Annotated in this window: 16 protein-coding genes; 10 read left to right on the forward strand and 6 right to left on the reverse strand. The window is 72.4% G+C overall.

Annotation, left to right across the window (positions count from 1 at the left end):
- Nucleotides 1–43: 43 nt before the first annotated feature.
- Nucleotides 44–1,855 (reverse strand): phosphatidylglycerol lysyltransferase domain-containing protein, encoded by a 1,812-nt coding sequence (locus AC5P09_RS25090; RefSeq protein ID WP_493876032.1) that lies wholly within the window; start codon nucleotides 1,853–1,855, stop codon nucleotides 44–46.
- A gap of 188 nt (nucleotides 1,856–2,043) precedes the next feature.
- Here AC5P09_RS25090 and AC5P09_RS25095 point away from each other — a divergent pair, with 188 nt between their 5' ends.
- A complete protein-coding gene (locus AC5P09_RS25095) occupies nucleotides 2,044–3,171 on the forward strand; it encodes an alpha/beta hydrolase (RefSeq protein WP_493876033.1) in 1,128 nt (375 codons plus the stop codon).
- A gap of 170 nt (nucleotides 3,172–3,341) precedes the next feature.
- Nucleotides 3,342–4,676, forward strand: coding sequence for a hypothetical protein (locus AC5P09_RS25100; protein ID WP_493876034.1), 1,335 nt, complete (start codon nucleotides 3,342–3,344; stop codon nucleotides 4,674–4,676).
- A 26-nt stretch (nucleotides 4,677–4,702) separates the two neighbouring features.
- Here the strand turns inward: AC5P09_RS25100 and AC5P09_RS25105 are convergent, their stop codons facing one another.
- Nucleotides 4,703–6,040 carry a PH domain-containing protein gene (locus AC5P09_RS25105; protein ID WP_493876035.1) on the reverse strand — a complete coding sequence of 446 codons (1,338 nt, stop codon included), beginning with the start codon at nucleotides 6,038–6,040 and terminating at the stop codon, nucleotides 4,703–4,705.
- Nucleotides 6,037–6,540, reverse strand: a complete 504-nt coding sequence (locus AC5P09_RS25110; protein WP_493876036.1) for a PH domain-containing protein — start codon at nucleotides 6,538–6,540, stop codon at nucleotides 6,037–6,039. The genes AC5P09_RS25105 and AC5P09_RS25110 overlap by 4 nt, the downstream gene beginning before the upstream one ends.
- Nucleotides 6,541–6,571: 31 nt before the next feature.
- Here AC5P09_RS25110 and AC5P09_RS25115 point away from each other — a divergent pair, with 31 nt between their 5' ends.
- Nucleotides 6,572–7,723, forward strand: a complete 1,152-nt coding sequence (locus tag AC5P09_RS25115; protein WP_493876037.1) for an NADH-quinone oxidoreductase subunit D — start codon at nucleotides 6,572–6,574, stop codon at nucleotides 7,721–7,723.
- Here AC5P09_RS25115 and AC5P09_RS25120 read toward each other — a convergent pair.
- Complete coding sequence (locus tag AC5P09_RS25120; RefSeq protein ID WP_493876038.1) at nucleotides 7,688–8,731, reverse strand: SAM-dependent methyltransferase; 1,044 nt, start codon at nucleotides 8,729–8,731, stop codon at nucleotides 7,688–7,690. The two genes, AC5P09_RS25115 and AC5P09_RS25120, sit on opposite strands and share 36 nt — an antisense overlap.
- Before the next feature lie 118 nt (nucleotides 8,732–8,849).
- On the opposite strand from AC5P09_RS25120, the gene AC5P09_RS25125 reads away from it, so the two are divergent.
- Complete coding sequence (locus AC5P09_RS25125; RefSeq protein ID WP_493876039.1) at nucleotides 8,850–10,052, forward strand: sensor histidine kinase; 1,203 nt, start codon at nucleotides 8,850–8,852, stop codon at nucleotides 10,050–10,052.
- An 87-nt stretch (nucleotides 10,053–10,139) separates the two neighbouring features.
- Nucleotides 10,140–10,811: a response regulator gene (locus AC5P09_RS25130; RefSeq protein WP_266435755.1), complete on the forward strand. Its 672-nt coding sequence runs from the start codon at nucleotides 10,140–10,142 to the stop codon at nucleotides 10,809–10,811.
- Nucleotides 10,812–10,825: 14 nt separating this feature from the next.
- Here AC5P09_RS25130 and AC5P09_RS25135 read toward each other — a convergent pair whose 3' ends face one another.
- Both AC5P09_RS25135 and AC5P09_RS25140 read right to left on the reverse strand, forming a co-directional pair.
- The gene (locus AC5P09_RS25135) at nucleotides 10,826–11,932 is read right to left on the reverse strand and encodes a DUF5937 family protein (RefSeq protein ID WP_493876040.1); all 1,107 of its coding nucleotides are present in this window, start codon (nucleotides 11,930–11,932) and stop codon (nucleotides 10,826–10,828) included.
- Between the two features lie 74 nt (nucleotides 11,933–12,006).
- Complete coding sequence (locus AC5P09_RS25140) at nucleotides 12,007–13,224, reverse strand: threonine aldolase family protein (RefSeq protein ID WP_493876041.1); 1,218 nt, start codon at nucleotides 13,222–13,224, stop codon at nucleotides 12,007–12,009.
- 185 nt (nucleotides 13,225–13,409) lie between these two features.
- Here AC5P09_RS25140 and AC5P09_RS25145 point away from each other — a divergent pair, with 185 nt between their 5' ends.
- Genes AC5P09_RS25145 through AC5P09_RS25165 form a run of 5 tightly spaced genes read left to right on the forward strand, consistent with a single transcriptional unit; the run spans nucleotide 13,410 to nucleotide 18,907 of the window.
- Nucleotides 13,410–14,348 carry a Rossmann-like and DUF2520 domain-containing protein gene (locus AC5P09_RS25145; RefSeq protein ID WP_493876042.1) on the forward strand — a complete coding sequence of 313 codons (939 nt, stop codon included), beginning with the start codon at nucleotides 13,410–13,412 and terminating at the stop codon, nucleotides 14,346–14,348.
- Nucleotides 14,345–15,388 (forward strand): pantoate--beta-alanine ligase, encoded by a 1,044-nt coding sequence (gene panC / locus AC5P09_RS25150; protein ID WP_493876043.1) that lies wholly within the window; start codon nucleotides 14,345–14,347, stop codon nucleotides 15,386–15,388. The genes AC5P09_RS25145 and panC overlap by 4 nt, the downstream gene beginning before the upstream one ends.
- On the forward strand, nucleotides 15,385–17,112 hold the full coding sequence (locus tag AC5P09_RS25155; protein WP_493876044.1) for an L-aspartate oxidase: 1,728 nt from the start codon (nucleotides 15,385–15,387) through the stop codon (nucleotides 17,110–17,112). The genes panC and AC5P09_RS25155 overlap by 4 nt, the downstream gene beginning before the upstream one ends.
- A 5-nt stretch (nucleotides 17,113–17,117) precedes the next feature.
- Nucleotides 17,118–18,104, forward strand: coding sequence for a carboxylating nicotinate-nucleotide diphosphorylase (gene nadC / locus AC5P09_RS25160; protein ID WP_329338387.1), 987 nt, complete (start codon nucleotides 17,118–17,120; stop codon nucleotides 18,102–18,104).
- A 5-nt stretch (nucleotides 18,105–18,109) separates the two neighbouring features.
- Nucleotides 18,110–18,907, forward strand: coding sequence for a type III pantothenate kinase (locus AC5P09_RS25165; RefSeq protein ID WP_217235022.1), 798 nt, complete (start codon nucleotides 18,110–18,112; stop codon nucleotides 18,905–18,907).
- Nucleotides 18,908–19,073 lie beyond the last annotated feature (166 nt).

Consider the following 19,073-nt stretch of genomic DNA (forward strand, 5'->3'; position numbering starts at 1 on the left):
CCGGGGCCGTCACCGTGGACCGCGGCCTGTCCCGGTGGCCGCGTCACGCCGCGCGGACGTCCCGCTCCGTGACGGCGTGGGCGCACGCGCGCGAGGGGGCCGTACGGTGTCGCAGGAAGCGCGGCAGAGGGAGGGCCAGGTTGACGAAGCCCTCCGCCTGCATGGCGGCGAAGCCGATGCGGGGCAGGTCTCCGGAGGCGCGGTAGACGACGAAGCGGGGCTCCCAGCGCGGCTGGAACTTCGCGTTGAACTTGTACAGGGACTCGATCTGGAACCAGCGGGACAGGAAGACCAGCAGCCCGCGCCAGACCCGCAGGACCGGGCCCGCGCCGATCTTCTCGCCGCGGGCCAGTGCCGAGCGGAACATCGCGAAGTTCAGGGATACGCGCGTGATGCCGAGCCTCGGTGCCGCCTGGAGTGCCGCCACGATCAGCAGTTCGTTCATGCCGGGGTCCGCCGACCGGTCGCGCCGCATCAGGTCCAGGGAGACGCCGTCCGTGCCCCACGGCACGAAGTGCAGGATCGCCTTGAGGTCGCCGTACGGCCCCGGCCGACCGTCGGCCTTGTGGGCGGTGGCGATGAGACAGTCGCCGTCGGACGGGTCGCCGATGCGGCCGAGCGCCATGGAGAAGCCGCGCTCGGTGTCGGTGCCGCGCCAGTCCTCGGCGGCGCGGCGGATGCGGTCCAGCTCGGCGTCGCCGAGGTCACGGACGCGCCGTACCCGGGTCTGGTAACCGGCGCGCTCGATGCGCTTGACCATCTGGCGCACATTGCGCATCGCACGGCCGGCCAGGGAGAAATCCGCGACGTCCACCACCGCCTCGTCGCCCAGTTCGAGGGCGTCGAGGCCGGTCTCGCGGGTCCAGACCTCGCCGCCGGTCTCGGAGCAGCCCATGACGGCGGGGGTCCAGGAGTGGGCTCTGGCCTCGTCCATGAAGCGCTCGATGGCGCCCGGCCAGGCCTCGACGTCACCGATCGGGTCGCCGCTGGCCAGCATCACGCCGGAGACGACGCGGTACGTCACCGCCGCCTTGCCGCTGGGCGAGAAGACCACGGCCTTGTCGCGGCGCAGCGCGAAGTGGCCGAGGGAGTCGCGGCCGCCGTGCTTGTCCAGGAGGGCCCGCAGCCGGGCCTCGTCCTCCGTCGTGAGGCGCGCGGCCGGGTGTTCGGGGCGGAAGGCCAGGTAGATCGTCGTGATGGCGGTGAGCAGGCCGAGGGCGCCCAGGGAGACCGCGACCGTCCAGGAGGTGTCGCCCTGGTAGTCGACCGGGCCCTCGAAGCCGAACAGGCCGTACAGGACGTGCGTGATGCGGTCGGCCAGGCTGGGGTCGCCCACCAGGTGATCGGGGTGGACGCTGACGATGACCAGCCCGAGGGCGAGGGAACCGGCGCCCATGAGGACGAAGTTGGCGAGTGCCCGCCACCGGCTGCGCGGGTCGGGCAGCGCGGAGAACTGGTCGCGGTGGCGCAGCAGGGGCGCGAGCAGCGCGAGCGAGATGATGACTCCCACGAGCGAGTGCCGGTAGGTGAACTGCGCCATCGCTCCGGCCGGGAGCAGCACCACGGCGGCACGCCAGGCCCGGCGCTTGGCGCGCTTGAGGCCGTGGCCGAGCAGCAGCAACAGAATGCCCACGCTGAGCGCGAGCGCGGCCGCGAACGGACCGAGCGCGCCGGGCAGCACCTCGGCGATGGTGTGCATACGGCTGTGCCTGAAGCGCGGGAAGACGCCCGCGGCGATGTCCACGAGGCCCACTAGGGCGCACGCTCTGCCGACGAGGGCCGGGACGGCCTCGGGGCGCGGACCACTCAGGACGCGCCGCATCCGGTGTGATCGGGTCGGAACCTCGCCCGACATTTCCTCATCTGTCCTGACAGACATCGCATCCCGTTGTTCCGCGAGAGACCTTGGATCCGGGCCCGATTCGGGCATCCGGCGACATTGCGCCCTCTAGGACGGTGTCTCGGGGGGAGAGGTTCACTCACCTCCTCAAAACCGGTCCAAAGCCCTGGGCAAGTCCCGGGCAAGTCCTCGCGAAGGAACCCATGGGTCTCACGAGCAACAAGACGGTGCTGCTGGCGGTGCTCTGCGCCGTGCTGCTCTTCGTCGGCACGGTGTGGCTGTGGCCGCGGCTGGCACGGCGGAACTTGCGGGCCGTCGGCGGACGCGTCGGCCTGCTGATCGCCACCCAGTTGGCACTCTTCGTGTCCGTCGGCCTCGCCGCCAACCAGGCTTTCGGTTTCTACGCCTCCTGGGCGGACCTGTTCGGGCGGGAGACCGACCAGGGAGTGGTGGTCGACCACACCGAGGGCCTCGGTTCGGGCGGCCCTCTCCGGGTGGTCGACACGCAGCGGGTGAAGGAGACGGGCGGTCTGAGGCCGCAGGTCGGCGGGCAGATCCAGAAGGTCGCCATTGTGGGCCGTACGACCCGTATCGCCACGCCCGCGTACGTGTATCTGCCGCCGGAGTACTTCCAGCCGCAGTACCGAACGCGAACGTTTCCCGCAGCCGTCGTCCTCACCGGTTATCCGGGTACCGCTCAGGCACTGGTGGACAAACTCCGCTATCCGCGCACGGCATGGAAGCTCGCCGAGAACGGACGTATGCAGCCGATGATCCTGGTGATGCTGCGGCCGACGGTGGCGCCGCCGCGGGACACGGAGTGCGTGGACATCCCCGGGGGCCCGCAGACCGAGTCGTTCTTCGCAAGGGATCTGCCCGACGCCGTACGTGCCCACTACAGGGTGGGCGAAAAGCCGGGCGGCTGGGGCATCATCGGCGACTCCACGGGCGGCTACTGTGCGCTGAAGCTCGCCATGCACCACCCCGAGGTGTACGCAGCCGGGGCGGGGCTGTCCGCGTACTACAACGCGCCGAGCGACCCGACCACGGGCGATCTCTTCCACGGAGACAGGGAACTGCGCGACCGGGCGAACCTCTGGTGGTACCTCAAGCACAGGCCCGCGCCCGACACTTCACTGCTCGTCACCAGCAGCAAGGCCGGCGAGGCGAACTACAAGGACACGTTGAAGTTCATAGAGCGGGTGAAGAACACCGGGCGGACACGGATCTCGTCGATCATCCTCGAAAGCGGCGGGCACAACTTCAACACCTGGCGACGGGAGATTCCCGCGACGCTGCAGTGGATCGGGGGGCGGCTGGGCGACCACTGAAAACGATCTTGCAGTTCTCGCCGTTCCGGTCGGCCGCGCGTGGTGCCTCTTGCCAATCCTGCCGAATTCGATGCGGATCTGTTTCCTGATGACCTGTGAAGTCTTCGGGATGGCGGTGTTTTTACGGCCCGGGGCACCATCATTCGCCTACGCGCGGTAAGTTTCTGGCCATGCCACGTGGACGTCACCGCCATTCCCCGCCTTTGCACAGGATCCTGCCCCCGTCGGCGATCGCAGGAGTCTCTCTGGTCTGCGCTCTCGGCCCCTGGGTGTTCACGGAACAGACGGTGCTCCGTGGGCTGGCCGCGGCCGCCGCGGTGACGGCGGTCGTCGGTGCGGTCGTCATGCGTCACTGGGACACCCAGGCGGGCAAGCAGGTCGCCGACCTCACGCGCGCGCGTGCGAGCGACGAATGGCGCTACGAGGAGCGGGTCGCCGAACTGGAGACCGACCTCGACGAGTCGCGCGAGCTGCGCGTCAAGCTGGAGCAGCGGCTGCGGGCCAAGCGCGCCGAACTCGCGGGCCTGCGCAACGAACACGCGGCGCTGCTGCGGCGGTACGCCACGGCGGAGACCGAGCGGGCCAGCGCCCTTGAGGGCCGCCGTCTGCTGGAGATAGAGGCGTCGGGTCCGGCCCGTGAGCTGCTGCCGGCACCGGCCGCGCCCGTGGAGGAGGCGGGGGCTGTGGCTGCCCCGGCCGATCCGGAAGCCGACGAGACCGCCGAGGCCGACGAGATTGCCGCGACCGCCCAGATCGACGAGGCCGGCGAGGCCGTACCGGCGGCGGAAGACGAACCGGAGGCTCCGGCGATCTTCTCGCCGGAGGGTTCCAAGCTGTTTCTGCGGGCACAGGGAGCGCTGGCGCGCTTCGGCGACGACGGCGACGGCGACGGCACGGTGAAGGCCGAGCCGAAGAACGAGCCCGAGTTGAAGAGCGAGCTGAAGAACGAGTCCAAGTCCGAGGCATGGAACGACTCCAAGGACGTGACCAAGTCCGGCCCCAAGGACGCCACGAAGGGCGAGCCGGTGAAGGTCGCTTCGGCCGAGGCGCCGGCGGCCGGTGCCGCCGGCGACACCGAGGCGGAGGCCGCGCAGGAGGACGAGGCGCAGGGGAAGCCCGAGGCGGTCGACGGGCATTCGCGCGCGGCCGCCATCACCACGGCCAGGACCGCCCAGCCGGGCCGGCAGTCCTCCGGACACTTCGTCGCCCCGACGGCGGTGGCGGTCGTGCCGACGACGCCCGCGCGGCGTCCGCTGGTCGAGGGCGGCTTCGACTTCTTCGGTGCGCAGAAGGGCGCGGCTCCGGCCGCGCTGGCGGCCGTCCAGAACGAGGACCTGGCCGACGTCGTCGGCCAGGAGGCCCTCGCGCTCCACAAGGCCGAGGCCGAAGCGGAGTTCAAGCCGGCGGACGAGGAGTCCCGTGGCGTAGGCCAGGTCATCGACCTGACGGCCCACGACGAGACCGAGCAGATCGACGTGCAGGGGCTGCGGAGCGCGGTTTCGTAACGACAGCCCCGGCCAGGAGCCCGCGGTTAGGGCGCCATCCACCTGTCCGGCCGCGCCTCGCTCCGCCCCGTCCGTGACCTCTCCGCCTGCCCCCGCAGCAGTTCGGCAGCCTCCTGAGCATCCCTCAGCCGCGCTGTCACGGTCTTGTTGGCCCCGGTGTCCACGTGAACGTCGGCGACGCGCCAGACGCGCGCCCAGGGCCCCTGCGCGAGCCGTACACTCTGCACCTTCGCGTGCGGAACCAGCGACAGACTCCGCCGCAGCAGCCCGTGCCGGGCCACGAACACCGCGTCGGTGACGGCGAGTCCGTAGCCCCGCCACCACAGCGGCACGCATCGCGCGGCCCGCCGGGGCGGCCGGGACAGCGCCGACAGGGGCGGCACGGTCACCCCGGGCAGCACGCGCGCGACGACCGTCTCGGCGACCTCCCGCGGAGCGACCGGCACCAGCACGGAGTTGGACGACCCGGCCACGTCCAGCTCCACCCGCACCCAGCCGCGCCGCCGCCACAGCAGCGGCTCCACGATCCGTACGGTCTGCACACGCCCCGGCGGCACCGTCTCGTGCGTACGGTCCAGCAGCCCGTGGTCGATCCGCAGCCCGTCCGGCGACTCGCCCACCGTCCAGTCGTACTCGGTGACGAACCGCCCCACGCTGCTCGCGCCTGCCGCGCCGAGCAGCGGCAGCGCGGTGGCGAGGACCGTCCACACGCTGTGGGTGGCCAGCCACAGCACCGTCGGTACGACGAGGGCGGCGACCAGGGTGCCCCAGGTCGCGCCGGTCAGCACCAGCGAGACGGCGAGGACGCCGGGCGGCACGCGCAGCAGCTCGCGGGAGGGTGCCTCGCCGACCTCGTGCGCCGTCTCGGGCGCGAAACCGGCGGCGCGCGCGAGGAGTTCGGCGCGCAGCGCGCGTGCCTCGCCCTCGCCCAGGAAGGCGAGTTCGTCCTTCTTGTCCGCGCCCACGACGTCGAGTTTGAGTTTCGCGACTCCCGCGACCCGCGCGAGCAGCGGCTGGGTGACGTCGACGGCCTGGATCCGTTCGAGCCGGATGTGCGCGGCGCGCCGGAACAGCAGTCCTGTACGGATGCGCAGTTCGGTGTCCGTCACCGCGAAGTGAGTGAACCACCAGGTCAAGAAGCCGTAGAGAGCGGCGGCCGGGACGAACACGGCGAGAGCGATCAGCAGCGTGGTCGTCGTCAGTCTGGTCAGCTGCTGCTGCGCCTGGTTGGGGTCGTGCACCGCCCACCCGATGATCACGGCGATCGGCGCCCACGCGCGCCTGAACGGCGTCACGGGGTGCAGCCGTCGCTCGGTGACGGGTGGCTTCTCGCGTATGGCGTCGTTCACGCCCGGTGCCGTCACAGGCCGGCCGATCGGGCCTCGCCGAGCTCGGTGAGCCGGTCGCGCAGCCGTTCCGCCTCGTCCGGGTCGAGGCCCGGGATGGTCGCGTCGGTCGCCGCGGCAGCGGTGTGCAGCTGCACGCTGGCCAGCCCGAAGTGGCGTTCGACGGGACCGGAGGTGACCTCGACCAGCTGCATCCGTCCGTACGGCACGACGGTCTCCTCCTGCCACAGGACGCCCCGGCTGATCAGCAGGTCGTCGGCGCGCTCGGCGTAGCGCCAGGAACGCCAGTTGTGGCCGAGCATCACCCAGCCCCACGCCATCAGGGCCAGCGGCAGCAGCGCGAAGGCGGCCCAGGCCGGGCCCACGACCAGGCCGAGCAGCAGTCCCAGCCCCACCGCCAGCAGTCCGAGCCACACCACCAGCAGCAATCGCCGCATCCGCAGCAGCCCCGGCGGCAGGCCGGTCCACACCGGCTCGTCCCGCGTGGTCCCCGTGTCGGCCGTGCTCCCCGTCTCCATACCGCCAGCGTACGTAGGAGAGACTGTGTCCATGACTCCTACGACGGAGACCATGGTCGGCATCGGCGGCGCCGCGGAGAGCACCGACATGGTGCTCAACATCGGGCCCCAGCACCCGTCCACCCACGGTGTACTGCGCCTCAGGCTCGTCCTGGACGGCGAGCGCATCATGCGCGCGGACCCGGTGATCGGCTATATGCACCGGGGCGCGGAGAAGCTCTTCGAGGCGCGTGACTACCGCCAGATCATCATGCTCGCCAACCGCCACGACTGGCTGTCGGCCTTCTCGAACGAGCTGGGCGTCGTCCTCGGGGTGGAGCGCATGCTCGGCATGGAGGTCCCCGAACGCGCGGTGTGGACGCGCACACTCCTCGCGGAGCTGAACCGGGTGCTGAACCACCTGATGTTCCTCGGCTCCTACCCGTTGGAGCTCGGCGGGATCACCCCGGTCTTCTACGCGTTCCGCGAGCGCGAGGTGCTCCAGAACGTCATGGAGGAGGTCTCCGGCGGGCGCATGCACTACATGTTCAACCGCGTCGGCGGCCTCAAGGAGGACCTGCCGGCCGGATGGGCTGCACGCGCGCGTGCGGCCGTCGCCGCCGTGCGCTCCCGCATGGACCGCTTCGACGACCTGGTGCTCGGCAACGAGATCTTCCGTGGGCGCACGCGAGGCGTGGGCATCCTCGCGCCGGAGGCCGTGCACGCGTACGGCGTGAGCGGGCCGATCGCGCGCGCCTCGGGCGTCGACTTCGACCTGCGCCGCGACGAGCCGTATCTGGCCTACGGCGAGCTGCAGGACACCCTGAACGTGGTGACCCGGAAGGAGGGCGACTGCCTCGCCCGCTTCGAGGTCCTCCTGGAGCAGACGCACAACGCCCTCGACCTCGCGGACGCCTGCCTCGACCGGCTCGCCGGCCTGCCGCCCGGGCCGATCAACCAGCGGCTCCCCAAGGTCCTGAAGGCGCCCGAGGGCCACACGTACGCGTGGACCGAGAACCCGCTCGGCATCAACGGCTACTACCTCGTCAGCAAGGGCGACAAGACCCCGTACCGGCTGAAGCTGCGCTCCGCCTCGTACAACAACATCCAGGCGCTCGTGGAGCTGCTGCCGGGCACGCTGGTCGCGGACATGGTGGCGATCCTGGGGTCACTGTTCTTCGTGGTCGGGGACATCGACAAGTAGGCCGCGGAGAGGCGCGTCCGGGGCTCCTGCCGGCTCGATTCCGACCGGCTGGAGCAGCCACCCGAAGTCGCCGAGCCCGCCCGACGCCGTGAGCTCGGCGGCCTCTGAGGCGCTCGCGAGGGCGCGCACGTAGGCCGCCGGCTGTGTGGAGGCGAGTGCGAGCGGGGGGCGTGCGCCGGAGAGGTCCAGGGCGCGCAAGGCGTCGCGCTGGGTCAGTACGCGCCCTCCCGGGAGCGCGCACGCGTCCAGGGCGACGTGCGCCGTGATGTCGCACGACCCGTCCGGCACGGGCGCCGTCTCGCGTCCCTCGCGGAATCCGGTGAGCGTCCCGAACGGGGGGCGCGCGCGTGCAGTGTGCGCGTAGTCCACCGCCACCGCGAGCCCCCGGTCGACGGTCGCGACCGCCGACGCCCACGCCTCGTCCCGGGGCAGACCGATCTCCGCCCGCAGCCCCTCCTCGGCCGGCAGCGGCCACCAGCGCGCGAGCCACTCCGCCTCCGCACCGGAAACCGGCTCCCCGAGGCGCTCGCGCCCGTCCCGCCGTACGAGCACCAGCCGGGGTACGCCCGCGGAGTCCACCTCGGCGATCTCCACCGGCACGTTGTCCAGCCACTCGTTGGCGAACAGCAGCCCGGTGACGCCCTTCGGGGGCTCGGCCAGCCACTCGATCCGGTGATCGAGCCCTTTGGGGCGGTCGGCGACCTCGACGGCGTACCCGCGCGCGCGGGAGGCCACGTCCGCGGGCAGCGCGGCCAGTACGCCGGCGGCCAGCTCGCCCCGCCCGGCGGCCATGTCGACGAAGTCCAGCGTCTCGGGCCGCCCCAGCGCCTCGTCGACCCGGCACAGCAGCCGGGCCACGGCCTGCGCGAACAGCGGCGACGCGTGCACGGACGTACGGAAGTGCGCGCCCGGCCCCTCGGGCCTGCGATAGAAGCCGTCCGGCCCGTACAGGGCGGCCTCCGAGGCCGCTCGCCAGCCGCGCCACTCGCCCACTGTCCCTTGCGTCACGCCGTCAGGTTAGGCGTCCAGGGGAACGGAGCCTCCACCTTGCGGAGTATGCGCGGGGCGTACGGATCGGTCCTCCGGTTGACCCCTGCACGCATCTTGCTTCCCTACGCTGGGTTACGTGCAGCGCCTCTATGACTTCCTCCGCAGGCACCCGACGTGGGTCGACAGCTTCTGGGCCGTCTTCCTGTTCGGGATCTCGGTGGTGGGCGAAACCGCCCGTCAGGAGGCGCGGGGCACCGACGCCCCGGCGGTGGTCGTCCCGATCGTTCTCCTGTTGTGCCTGGTCATCGCACTGCGTCGGCGCATGCCGGAGAAGATGCTGGTGCTGGCCGTGGCGCTCGGAGTGGCGCAGCTCGCGCTGAACGTGGAGACGACGGCCGCCGACTTCGCCTTCCTGGTGATCGCCTACACCGTGGCCGTGACGGGCGCCCGCTGGGCCTCCCGGCTCGCGCTGGCCGCAGGCCTGTGCGCCGCCCCCCTGGCGCAACTGCGCTGGTGGAACGACGACACGAGCACGCTGGCCAACCTCGCCCAAATGATCTTCCTGACGGTGCCGTTCGTGCTGGCCTGGGTGCTGGGCGACTCGATCCGCACCCGCCGCGCCTACTTCGCACAGCTGGAGGAGCGCAACGCGCGCCTGGAGAAGGAGCGCGAAGCCCAGGCCAAGGTCGCGGTCGCCGCCGAGCGCGCCCGGATCGCGCGCGAACTGCACGACGTGGTCGCGCACAACGTGTCGGTGATGGTGGTGCAGGCCGACGGCGCCGCCTACGTCCTCGACGCCGCCCCCGACCAGGCCAAGAAGGCCCTGGAGACGATCTCCTCCACCGGCCGCCAGGCCCTCGCCGAGATGCGCCGCCTGCTGGGCGTGCTGCGCACCGGAGAGCACCAGGAGGGCGGCGAGTACGTCCCGCAGCCCGACGTCGAGCAGATCGACGACCTGGTCGAGCAGTGCCGGGGGTCCGGCCTGCCCGTCGACTTCAAGATCGAGGGCACCCCGCGGCCCCTGCCCAGCGGCGTCGAGCTCACGGCGTACCGCATCGTGCAGGAGGCGCTCACCAACACCCGCAAGCACGGCGGGCCGAACGCGGGCGCCAGCGTCCGCCTGGTCTACTTCGACGACGGCCTCGGCCTGCTCGTCGAGGACGACGGCAAGGGCGCCCCGCACGAGCTGTACGAGGAGGGCGGCGCCGACGGCGCCGGCCACGGCCTGATCGGCATGCGCGAACGGGTCGGCATGGTGGGCGGCACCCTGGACGCGGGCCCGCGCCCGGGCGGAGGATTCCGCATCAGCGCCCTGCTCCCGCTCAAACCGGCGCACTGACGCCGACCTATGTCCTTCATTGACACCTGTAACGACCCGTGTAACGCCCCCTGTAACGCCCCTGAAGACCTTTGAAGAGAGGCCCCGATGACGATCCGCGTGATGCTCGTCGACGACCAGGTGCTGCTGCGCACCGGGTTCCGGATGGTGCTCGCCGCCCAGCCGGACATGGAGGTCGTCGCTGAAGCGGGCGACGGCGTCGAGGCCCTGGAGGTGCTGCGCTCGACCGCCGTCGACGTGGTGCTGATGGACGTCCGCATGCCGAAGCTCGACGGCGTGGAGACCACCCGACGCATCTGCATGGAGGCCGACCCGCCGAAGGTCCTGATCCTGACCACCTTCGACCTCGACGAGTACGCCTTCTCCGGGCTGAAGGCCGGCGCCTCCGGCTTCATGCTCAAGGACGTGCCGCCCGGCGAGCTGCTGGCCGCCATCCGCGCGGTGCACAGCGGCGACGCGGTGGTGGCTCCCTCGACCACGCGCCGTCTGCTCGACCGCTTCGCGCCGATGCTGCCGAGCGCCGGCAAGGAGCCCCAGTTCAAGGCCCTGGAGCGGCTCACCGACCGCGAGCGCGAGGTCATGGTGCTGGTCGCCCAGGGGCTGTCCAACGGTGAGATCGCGGCCCGGCTGGTGCTGTCCGAGGCGACCGTGAAGACCCATGTGGGCCGCATCCTGACCAAGCTGGGGCTGCGGGACCGGGTGCAGGTGGTGGTCCTGGCGTACGAGACGGGGCTGGTGCGGGCGGGCGGGCACGGCTGAGGAGGGTCCCGCCGCTAGCGGAGTATCCCTTCCAGGAAGTCGCTCCCGAGCCGGGCCACCACCGTGACGTCCAGCTGGTGCAGGACGTACCGGCCGCGGCGGCGGGTGGTCACCAGACCCGCCTTCTTCAGCACGCTCAGGTGCCGGGATATCTCGGGGGCCGTCATGCCGTGCACCTGGGTCAGCTCGCTGGTCGTGAACGCGCTGCGGGCCAGGCTGCGGCACAGCCGCATCCGCACCGGGTGGGACAGGGCGGCCATCCGCAGCGTCAGCTGCTCGACGGAAGGCGGGGCCGCGAGCTCCGGGGAGCCGACCGGGTAGTGCAGGACCGGCTGCCAGTCGTACCGGTGCAGGACCATCAGGTGGGGCCAGCCCAGGCTGGTGGGGATGAGCAGCAGACCGCCGTCCCGAGTGGCCGTACGGCCGTCGCCGAGCTTGTCGACCGTGATCCGTGCGGCGGACTCGTCGAGCGTCACGGCCGGCGATACCGAGGCGAGCGCCTCGGCCAGACCCTTGCGCCGCAGGAGGTCGGTCTTGTGCCGGGCGTCCGAGGCCAGCTGGTGGCGCAGCCGGGACCAGGTCTCCGCGAAGAACGCCGCGTCGCAGTCCTCCATGAACTGCCTCAGCCATGCCCGGATCCGCGGCGGGTCTGCCAGCAGCCGCTCGCTGAAGCGCACCTGCTGCGGTCCGCGCGCGGCGGCCAGTTCCAGCGCCCGCCGGCGCAGCTCGGGGTCGGAGAGCGCGGTCGCTCCGCGCGTGCTGTACGGCAGTGCACAGGTGAACTCCAGGGCCGCGTCCACGAACTGCTCGTCCGTCAGCTTGTCGAGCAGGTCCAGCTCCTCGGCGAGCGCCGCGCCGGGCAGCGTGGTACCGCCCGGGATGCCCGCGGCCGGCAGGAACAGGTCCGAGAACGTCGTCCGCCACAGGAAGTCGGCCTCGCACATCCGGTCGGCCAGATGCGGGTCGAGCCCCGCGCTCACGCCCGTCACCCAGCCCTGCAGGCCCGGATGGTGCCCCGGCTCGGACAGCGCGTGCAGCGCCATGCAGAGCTCGGCCAGCGGCGAGGGCACGACGGCGATCCGCTCCGGCCGCAGCCCCGCGATGTCGATGTGCACGCTCATGCCCTCATGGTGCACGCCGCCACTGACAACGCCGCCGTCGTTTGACGGCCGCCGTCAATCGACGCGACTGCGTTCTACTTACCGACCGTCTCGACCGTCTCGGCCGCCTCGACACTTTCGCCGGCCACCTCGCTCACCCGCGCCACGAAGTCCGCGACCGCCGCCTTCACGTCGTCCGCCGTCCACTCCAGGCCGTCGGCGCGCACGGTGACCTCGGTGATGCCCAGGCCCGGTCCGCCCCGGTCCCAGGGGACGCCGAAAAGCAGCGTCCTGGTTTCCTCGGCCTGCCGTACGGCCGCCTCGGCGAGGACGTCCGGGTCGTACGGCAGCCAGACCTGGAACTCGTGGGTGTGCGGCTCCTCGGGGAAGACGCGCGCCCACGGCACGCCGGCCTCGGCGAAACCCTCGCGCAGCGCGGCGGCGACCACGCGCGCGTGGGACACGTACTGAGGCAGCCTGGGCAGCTCGCGTTCGAGGCCGACGAGCGCCGACAGCACGGTGGGGAACTGCTGGAAGATCATGCCGCCGTACCGGTGCCGCCAGGTCTTCGCCTCCTCCACCAGCGTCCTCGGGCCGGCCAGCGCCGCGCCGCCGAAGCCGTCGAGAGACTTGTAGAACGACACGTAGACGCTGTCCGCCAGTCCCGCGATCTCGTCCAAGGGGCGCCCGAAGTGCACGGTGGACTCCCACAGGCGCGCCCCGTCGAAGTGCACCACCGCGTCGCGCTCGCGCGCCGCCTCCACGACCTCCGTCAGCTCCTCCCAGGAGGGCAGCACGAAACCGGCGTCCCTGAGGGGCAGCTCCAGCATCAGCGTCCCGAAGGGCTCCTCGAAGTCGCGCACTTCCTCGGCGGTCGGCAACCGGGGCTCGCCGGTGAGGCGGACCGGGCGCAGCCCGGCGACCTCGCTGAGCGCACCTCGCTCGTGCACCTCGGGGTGGGCCAACGCGTGCAGCGCCACCGTGGGGTTGCCGGTACGGCCCGCCCAGCAGCGCAGGGCGATCTGCTGGGCCATCGTGCCGGTCGGGAAGAACGCTGCGGCCTCCGTCCCCAGCAGCGCGGCGACGCGGTCCTCCAGGGCTTCCACGATCCGGTTGCCGTACATGTCGCCGGGCTCGTCCAGGTCGTACACCTCGGGCGCCGCCTCCTGCAGCCACGCGAGCCGTTCGCGCAGGGTGCCGCGGAAACCCGCTCGTGCCAGGACGCGCTCCGCCCCCAGGAAGGCGGCCGCCCGCCGCTCCCGCAGCCGCTCCCGCGCCGACTGCTCCCCGCCCTGTTCCGCCGTGTCCGTCATGCTCCGGATCATGCCGTGCGGCGGTCCGCGCGGGCACCCGCATTTCCGCCGTCCCGCCGACGGGCGCGGCGTGTTGGGAAACCCACAGCCTGTGGACAACCGGACGCCCCTGGAACCGATCGCGTTAACATGACGAGAAATCGTCCGGTACCCAGAGCGGACTGGAACGGGAAGGCCGCCGTCGCGTGAGTACAGTCCACCAGCCAGACCCCAAGGACCGCCCCGCGCGGCTCACCGTCGGCGTCGTCGGCGCCGGCCGGGTGGGTCCCGCACTTGCCGCGTCCCTGCAACTCGCCGGACACCGCCCGGTCGCCGTCTCCGGGGTCTCCGACGCCTCCAGGAGGCGCGCCGCGCAGATGCTGCCCGACGTGCCGGTCGTCCCGCCCGCCGAGGTTCTGGAGCGCGCCGACCTGGTGCTGCTGACCGTCCCCGACGACGCGCTGCCCGGGCTCGTCGAGGGCCTCGCCGAGACCGGGGCCGTGCGACCGGGCCAGCTGCTCGTACACACCTCGGGGCGGTACGGCTCGAAGGTCCTCGACCCCGCCCTGCGCGCGGGCGCGCTGCCGCTGGCCCTGCATCCGGCGATGACCTTCACCGGCACCCCGGTGGACGTCCAGCGCCTGGCGGGCTGCTCCTTCGGCGTCACCGCCCCCGACCAGCTGCGGCTGGCCGCCGAGGCGCTCGTCATCGAGATGGGCGGCGAACCCGAGTGGATCGCCGAGGAGAACCGGCCGCTCTACCATGCGGCCCTCGCGCTGGGCGCGAACCACCTGGTGACGCTGGTCGCCCAGTCCATGGAGCTGCTGCGCACGGCAGGCGTCGAGGCCCCCGACCGGATGCTCGGCCCGCTGCTCGGCGCCGCCCTCGACAACGCCCTGCGCTCCGGCGACGCGGCCCTCACCGGCCCCGTCGCGCGGGGAGACGCGGGAACCGTCGCCGCCCATGTCGCCGAGCTGCGCAGGCACGCCCCGCAGGCCGTCGCCGGCTACCTGGCGATGGCGCGCGCGACCGCCGACCGCGCGCTCGCCCACGGACTGCTGAAGCCGGAACTCGCGGAGGACCTCCTCGGGGTACTCGCCAACGGGACCGACGGGACCACCGGCACCGAAGGGGACGCCCGATGACCACCGCCCTGCTGCGCACCGCCGACGAGCTGCACGCACGCGTGCGCGTGGGCCGCCGCGCCGTCGTGATGACCATGGGCGCCCTGCACGAGGGCCACGCCACCCTGATCCGCACCGCCCGCGAGATCGCGGGTCCGGACGGCGAGGTCGTGGTCACCGTCTTCGTGAACCCGCTGCAGTTCGGCAAGGGCGAGGACCTCGACCGCTACCCGCGCACCCTGGACGCCGACCTCAAGATCGCCGAAGACTCCGGCGCGGACGCCGTGTTCGCCCCGGGCGTCGAGGAGGTCTACCCGGGCGGCGAGCCCCAGGTCCGCATCAGCGCCGGGCCCATGGGGGAGCGCCTGGAGGGCGCCTCGCGCCCCGGCCACTTCGACGGCATGCTCACCGTCGTCGCCAAGCTGCTGCACCTCACCCGCCCCGACGTCGCCCTCTACGGCCAGAAGGACGCCCAGCAGCTCGCCCTGATCCGCCGCATGGTGCGGGACCTGAACTTCGGCGTCGAGATCGTCGGCGTACCCACCGTGCGCGAGGACGACGGCCTCGCGCTGTCCAGCCGCAACCGCTACCTCAGCCCAGAGGAACGGCGCACGGCGCTCACGCTGTCCCGCGCGCTGTTCGCGGGCCGCGACCGGCACGCGGCGCAGGAGGCGCTGCGCGCGCGGGCGCGCGAGGTGCCCGCCACGCACGCGCGTGCCGAGGCGCTGAGCGCCATAGGGGAGTCCCGCGCGGCGGCCGACACGCACGCCGTCGCCAAGTCCCGCCCGTCGCCCACCACCGCCCTTGGCGGAGACGCCTCGCGTCGTCCCGCCCATACGGGCGGTCCCGCGGCCGTCCGCGCGGCCGCCCGCCTGGTCCTCGACGACGCCGGCCGCCTGAGCCCGCCGCTCAGGCTGGACTACCTCGCGCTCGTCGACCCGTCCGACTTCACCGAGATCGAGGACGACTTCACCGGCGAGGCCGTCCTCGCCGTCGCCGCCCGGGTCGGGACGACCCGGTTGATCGACAACATCCCCCTCACCTTCGGAGCCGCCTCGTGACCAGCACAGGCATACGACTGCACGCGCCCGCCCCGGGCTGGTCCATCGACGCGGACGTCATCGTCGTCGGCTCCGGCGTCGCCGGCCTCACCACCGCCCTGCGCTGCGAGGCCGAGGGCCTCAGGACGGTCGTCGTCACCAAGGCCCGCCTCGACGACGGCTCCACCCGCTGGGCGCAGGGCGGCATCGCCGCGGCCCTCGGCGACGGCGACACGCCCGAACAGCACCTGGACGACACGCTGGTGGCGGGCGCGGGCCTGTGCGACGAGGAGGCCGTACGGATCCTCGTCACCGAGGGGCCCGACGCGGTACGCCGGCTCATCGAGACCGGCGCCCACTTCGACGAGTCCGAGGAAGGGCGCCTGGAACTCACCCGCGAGGGCGGCCACCACCGCCGCCGCATCGCACACGCGGGCGGCGACGCGACCGGCGCGGAGATCTCCCGGGCGCTGGTGGAGGCGGTACGCGCGCGTGGCTTGCGCACGATCGAGAACGCGCTCGTCCTGGACCTCCTGACGGACGCCGACGGCCGCACCGCGGGCGTCACCCTGCACGTCATGGGCGAGGGCCAGCACGACGGTGTGGGCGCCGTGCTCGCCCCCGCGGTCGTCCTCGCGACGGGCGGCATGGGCCAGGTCTTCTCGGCGACCACCAACCCGTCCGTGTCGACCGGCGACGGCGTGGCGCTCGCCCTGCGTGCCGGTGCGGAGGTCTCGGACCTCGAATTCGTGCAGTTCCACCCGACCGTGCTCTTCCTGGGCGCCGACGCGGAGGGCCAGCAGCCCCTGGTCTCCGAGGCCGTACGCGGCGAGGGCGCCCACCTGGTGGACGCGGACGGCGTGCGCTTCATGGTCGGCCAGCACGAACTCGCCGAACTCGCGCCCCGGGACATCGTCGCCAAGGGCATCATGCGCCGCATGCAGGAGCAGGACGCCGAGCAGATGTTCCTCGACGCCCGGCACTTCGGCGCCGACATGTGGGAGCACCGTTTCCCGACGATCCTCGCGGCCTGCCGCGCCCACGGCATCGACCCGATCCACGAGCCCATACCGGTCGCCCCGGCCGCCCACTACGCCTCCGGGGGCGTGCGCACCGACTCCCAGGGCCGTACGACCGTCCCCGGCCTGTACGCGTGCGGCGAGGTCGCCTGCACCGGCGTGCACGGGGCGAACCGGCTCGCGTCGAACTCCCTCCTGGAGGGCCTCGTCTACGCCGAGCGCATCGCCGCCGACATCGCGGCGCGCCGGGCGGAGAACGGCCTCCACGCGCGCGTGCCCGTGCCCGTCGAGCACCCCGAGAAGCCCGCGCACCCCCTGCTCGCGCCCGAGGCGCGGTTCGCCATCCAGCGGACCATGACGCAGGGCGCGGGCGTCCTGCGCTCCGCCGAGTCCCTGGCGAGCACCGCGGACGCCCTCCAGCGGCTGCACGCCGACGCCCGGGACGCCCTCGACGAGAACGGCAAGACCGCCGAGCCCGGCGTCGACACCTGGGAGGCCACGAACCTCCTGTGCGTGGCCCGCGTCCTGGTCGCCGCCGCGCTCCTGCGCGAGGAGACCCGTGGCTGCCACTGGCGCGAGGACCACGCCGAGCGCGACGACACGACCTGGCGCCGCCACATCGTCGTACGGCTGAATCCGGACCGCACGCTGGCCGTACACACCACGGACGCCCCAGACTTCCCCCCGACCCGGCAGCAGCAGCCCCACCGTCCCCAGGAGCAGTGACAGAAGTGAGCACCCCCGACCTTCCCCTCGCCGAGAGCGGCGGCTGCGGCGACGGCTGTGCCTGTGGCGCTGCCTCCGACATCGCCGGCGAGGAGTATCTGGAGTGCGGGCTCGACCCCGCGCTCGCGCAGCTCCTGGCCGACGCGGGACTCGACCCCGTGGAGGTCGAGGACATCGCCAACGTCGCCATCCAGGAGGACCTCGACCACGGCGTGGACGTGACGACCGTCGCGACCATCCCCGAGGAGGCCGTGGCCACCGCCGACTTCACCGCGCGCGAGGCGGGCGTCGTGGCGGGCCTGAGGGTCGCCGAGGCGGTCCTCTCGGTCGTCTGCACCGACGAGCTCGAAGTCGAGCGGCACGTGGAGGACGGCGACCGCGTGGAGGCCGGGCAGAAGCTCCTGTCGGTCACCACGCGCACGCGTGACCTGCTCACCGCCGAACGCAGCGCGCTCAACCTCCTGTGCCGGCTCTCGGGCATCGCGACTGCCACGCGCGCGTGGGCGGACGTCCTGGACGGCACCAAGGCGCGCGTGCGGGACACCCGCAAGACGACGCCGGGGCTCAGGTCCTTGGAGAAGTACGCCGTCCGCTGCGGCGGCGGCGTCAACCACCGCATGTCGCTGTCCGACGCGGCCCTCGTCAAGGACAACCACGTGGTCGCCGCGGGTGGCGTCGCGCAGGCCTTCAAGGCCGTACGCGAAGCCTTCCCGGACGTGCCGATCGAGGTCGAGGTCGACACCCTGCACCAGCTGCGGGAGGTCGTGGACGCCGGCGCCGACCTGATCCTGCTGGACAACTTCACGCCCGGGGAGTGCGAGGAGGCGGTTGCAGTCGTGCACGGCCGCGCCGCCCTTGAGGCATCGGGGCGGCTCACCCTCGAGAACGCCAAGGCGTACGCGGACACCGGCGTCGACTACCTCGCCGTGGGGGCCCTCACCCACTCCTCGCCGATCCTGGACATCGGCCTGGACCTGCGCGAGGCGGAGTAGTCGCGATGCTCCTCACGATCGACGTAGGCAACACGCACACGGTTCTGGGCCTGTTCGACGGCGAGGACATCGTCGAGCACTGGCGCATCTCGACGGACGCGCGCCGTACGGCGGACGAGCTGGCGGTCCTCCTCCAGGGCCTGATGGGCATGCATCCGCTCCTCGGGGACGAGCTGGGCGACGGCATCGACGGGATCGCGATCTGCGCGACGGTTCCGTCCGTCCTCCACGAGCTGCGCGAGGTGACGCGGCGGTACTACGGCGACGTGCCGGCCGTGCTCGTCGAACCCGGCGTCAAGACCGGCGTGCCGATCCTGACCGACAACCCCAAGGAGGTCGGCGCGGACCGGATCATCAACGCGGTGGCCGCGGTCGAGCTGTACGGGGGGCCCGCGATCGTCGTGGACTTCGGTACGGCCACCACGTTCGACGCGGTGTCCGCGCGCGGGGAGTACGTCGGTGGTGTCATCGCGCCCGGTATCGAGATCTCGGTCGAGGCGCTGGGCGTCAAGGGGGCGCAGCTTCGGAAGATCGAGGTGGCCCGGCCGCGGAGTGTGATCGGCAAGAACACGGTCGAGGCGATGCAGGCGGGGATCATCTACGGTTTCGCTGGCCAGGTGGACGGGGTGGTGAGCCGTATGGCTCGGGAGCTTGCGGAGGATCCGGAGGATGTGACGGTGATCGCCACGGGGGGACTGGCGCCGATGGTGCTCGGCGAGTCGTCCGTGATCGACGAGCATGAGCCGTGGCTGACGCTCATCGGGCTGCGGTTGGTGTACGAGCGGAACGTGTCGCGTATGTGAGGCGGGGTGGGGGGCGGTGCCGACTGCCCGGCGCTGTGCTTGCCGTCAACCTGTTCTCGCCCCCGCCGCCCCTACCCGTCCCATCCCCAGGGGCTGCGCCCCTTCGACCCCACCGGGGCTGCGCCCCTTCGACCCCACCGGGGCTGCGCCCCTTCGACCCCACCGG

The organism is Streptomyces sp. a15, assembly GCF_059026085.1.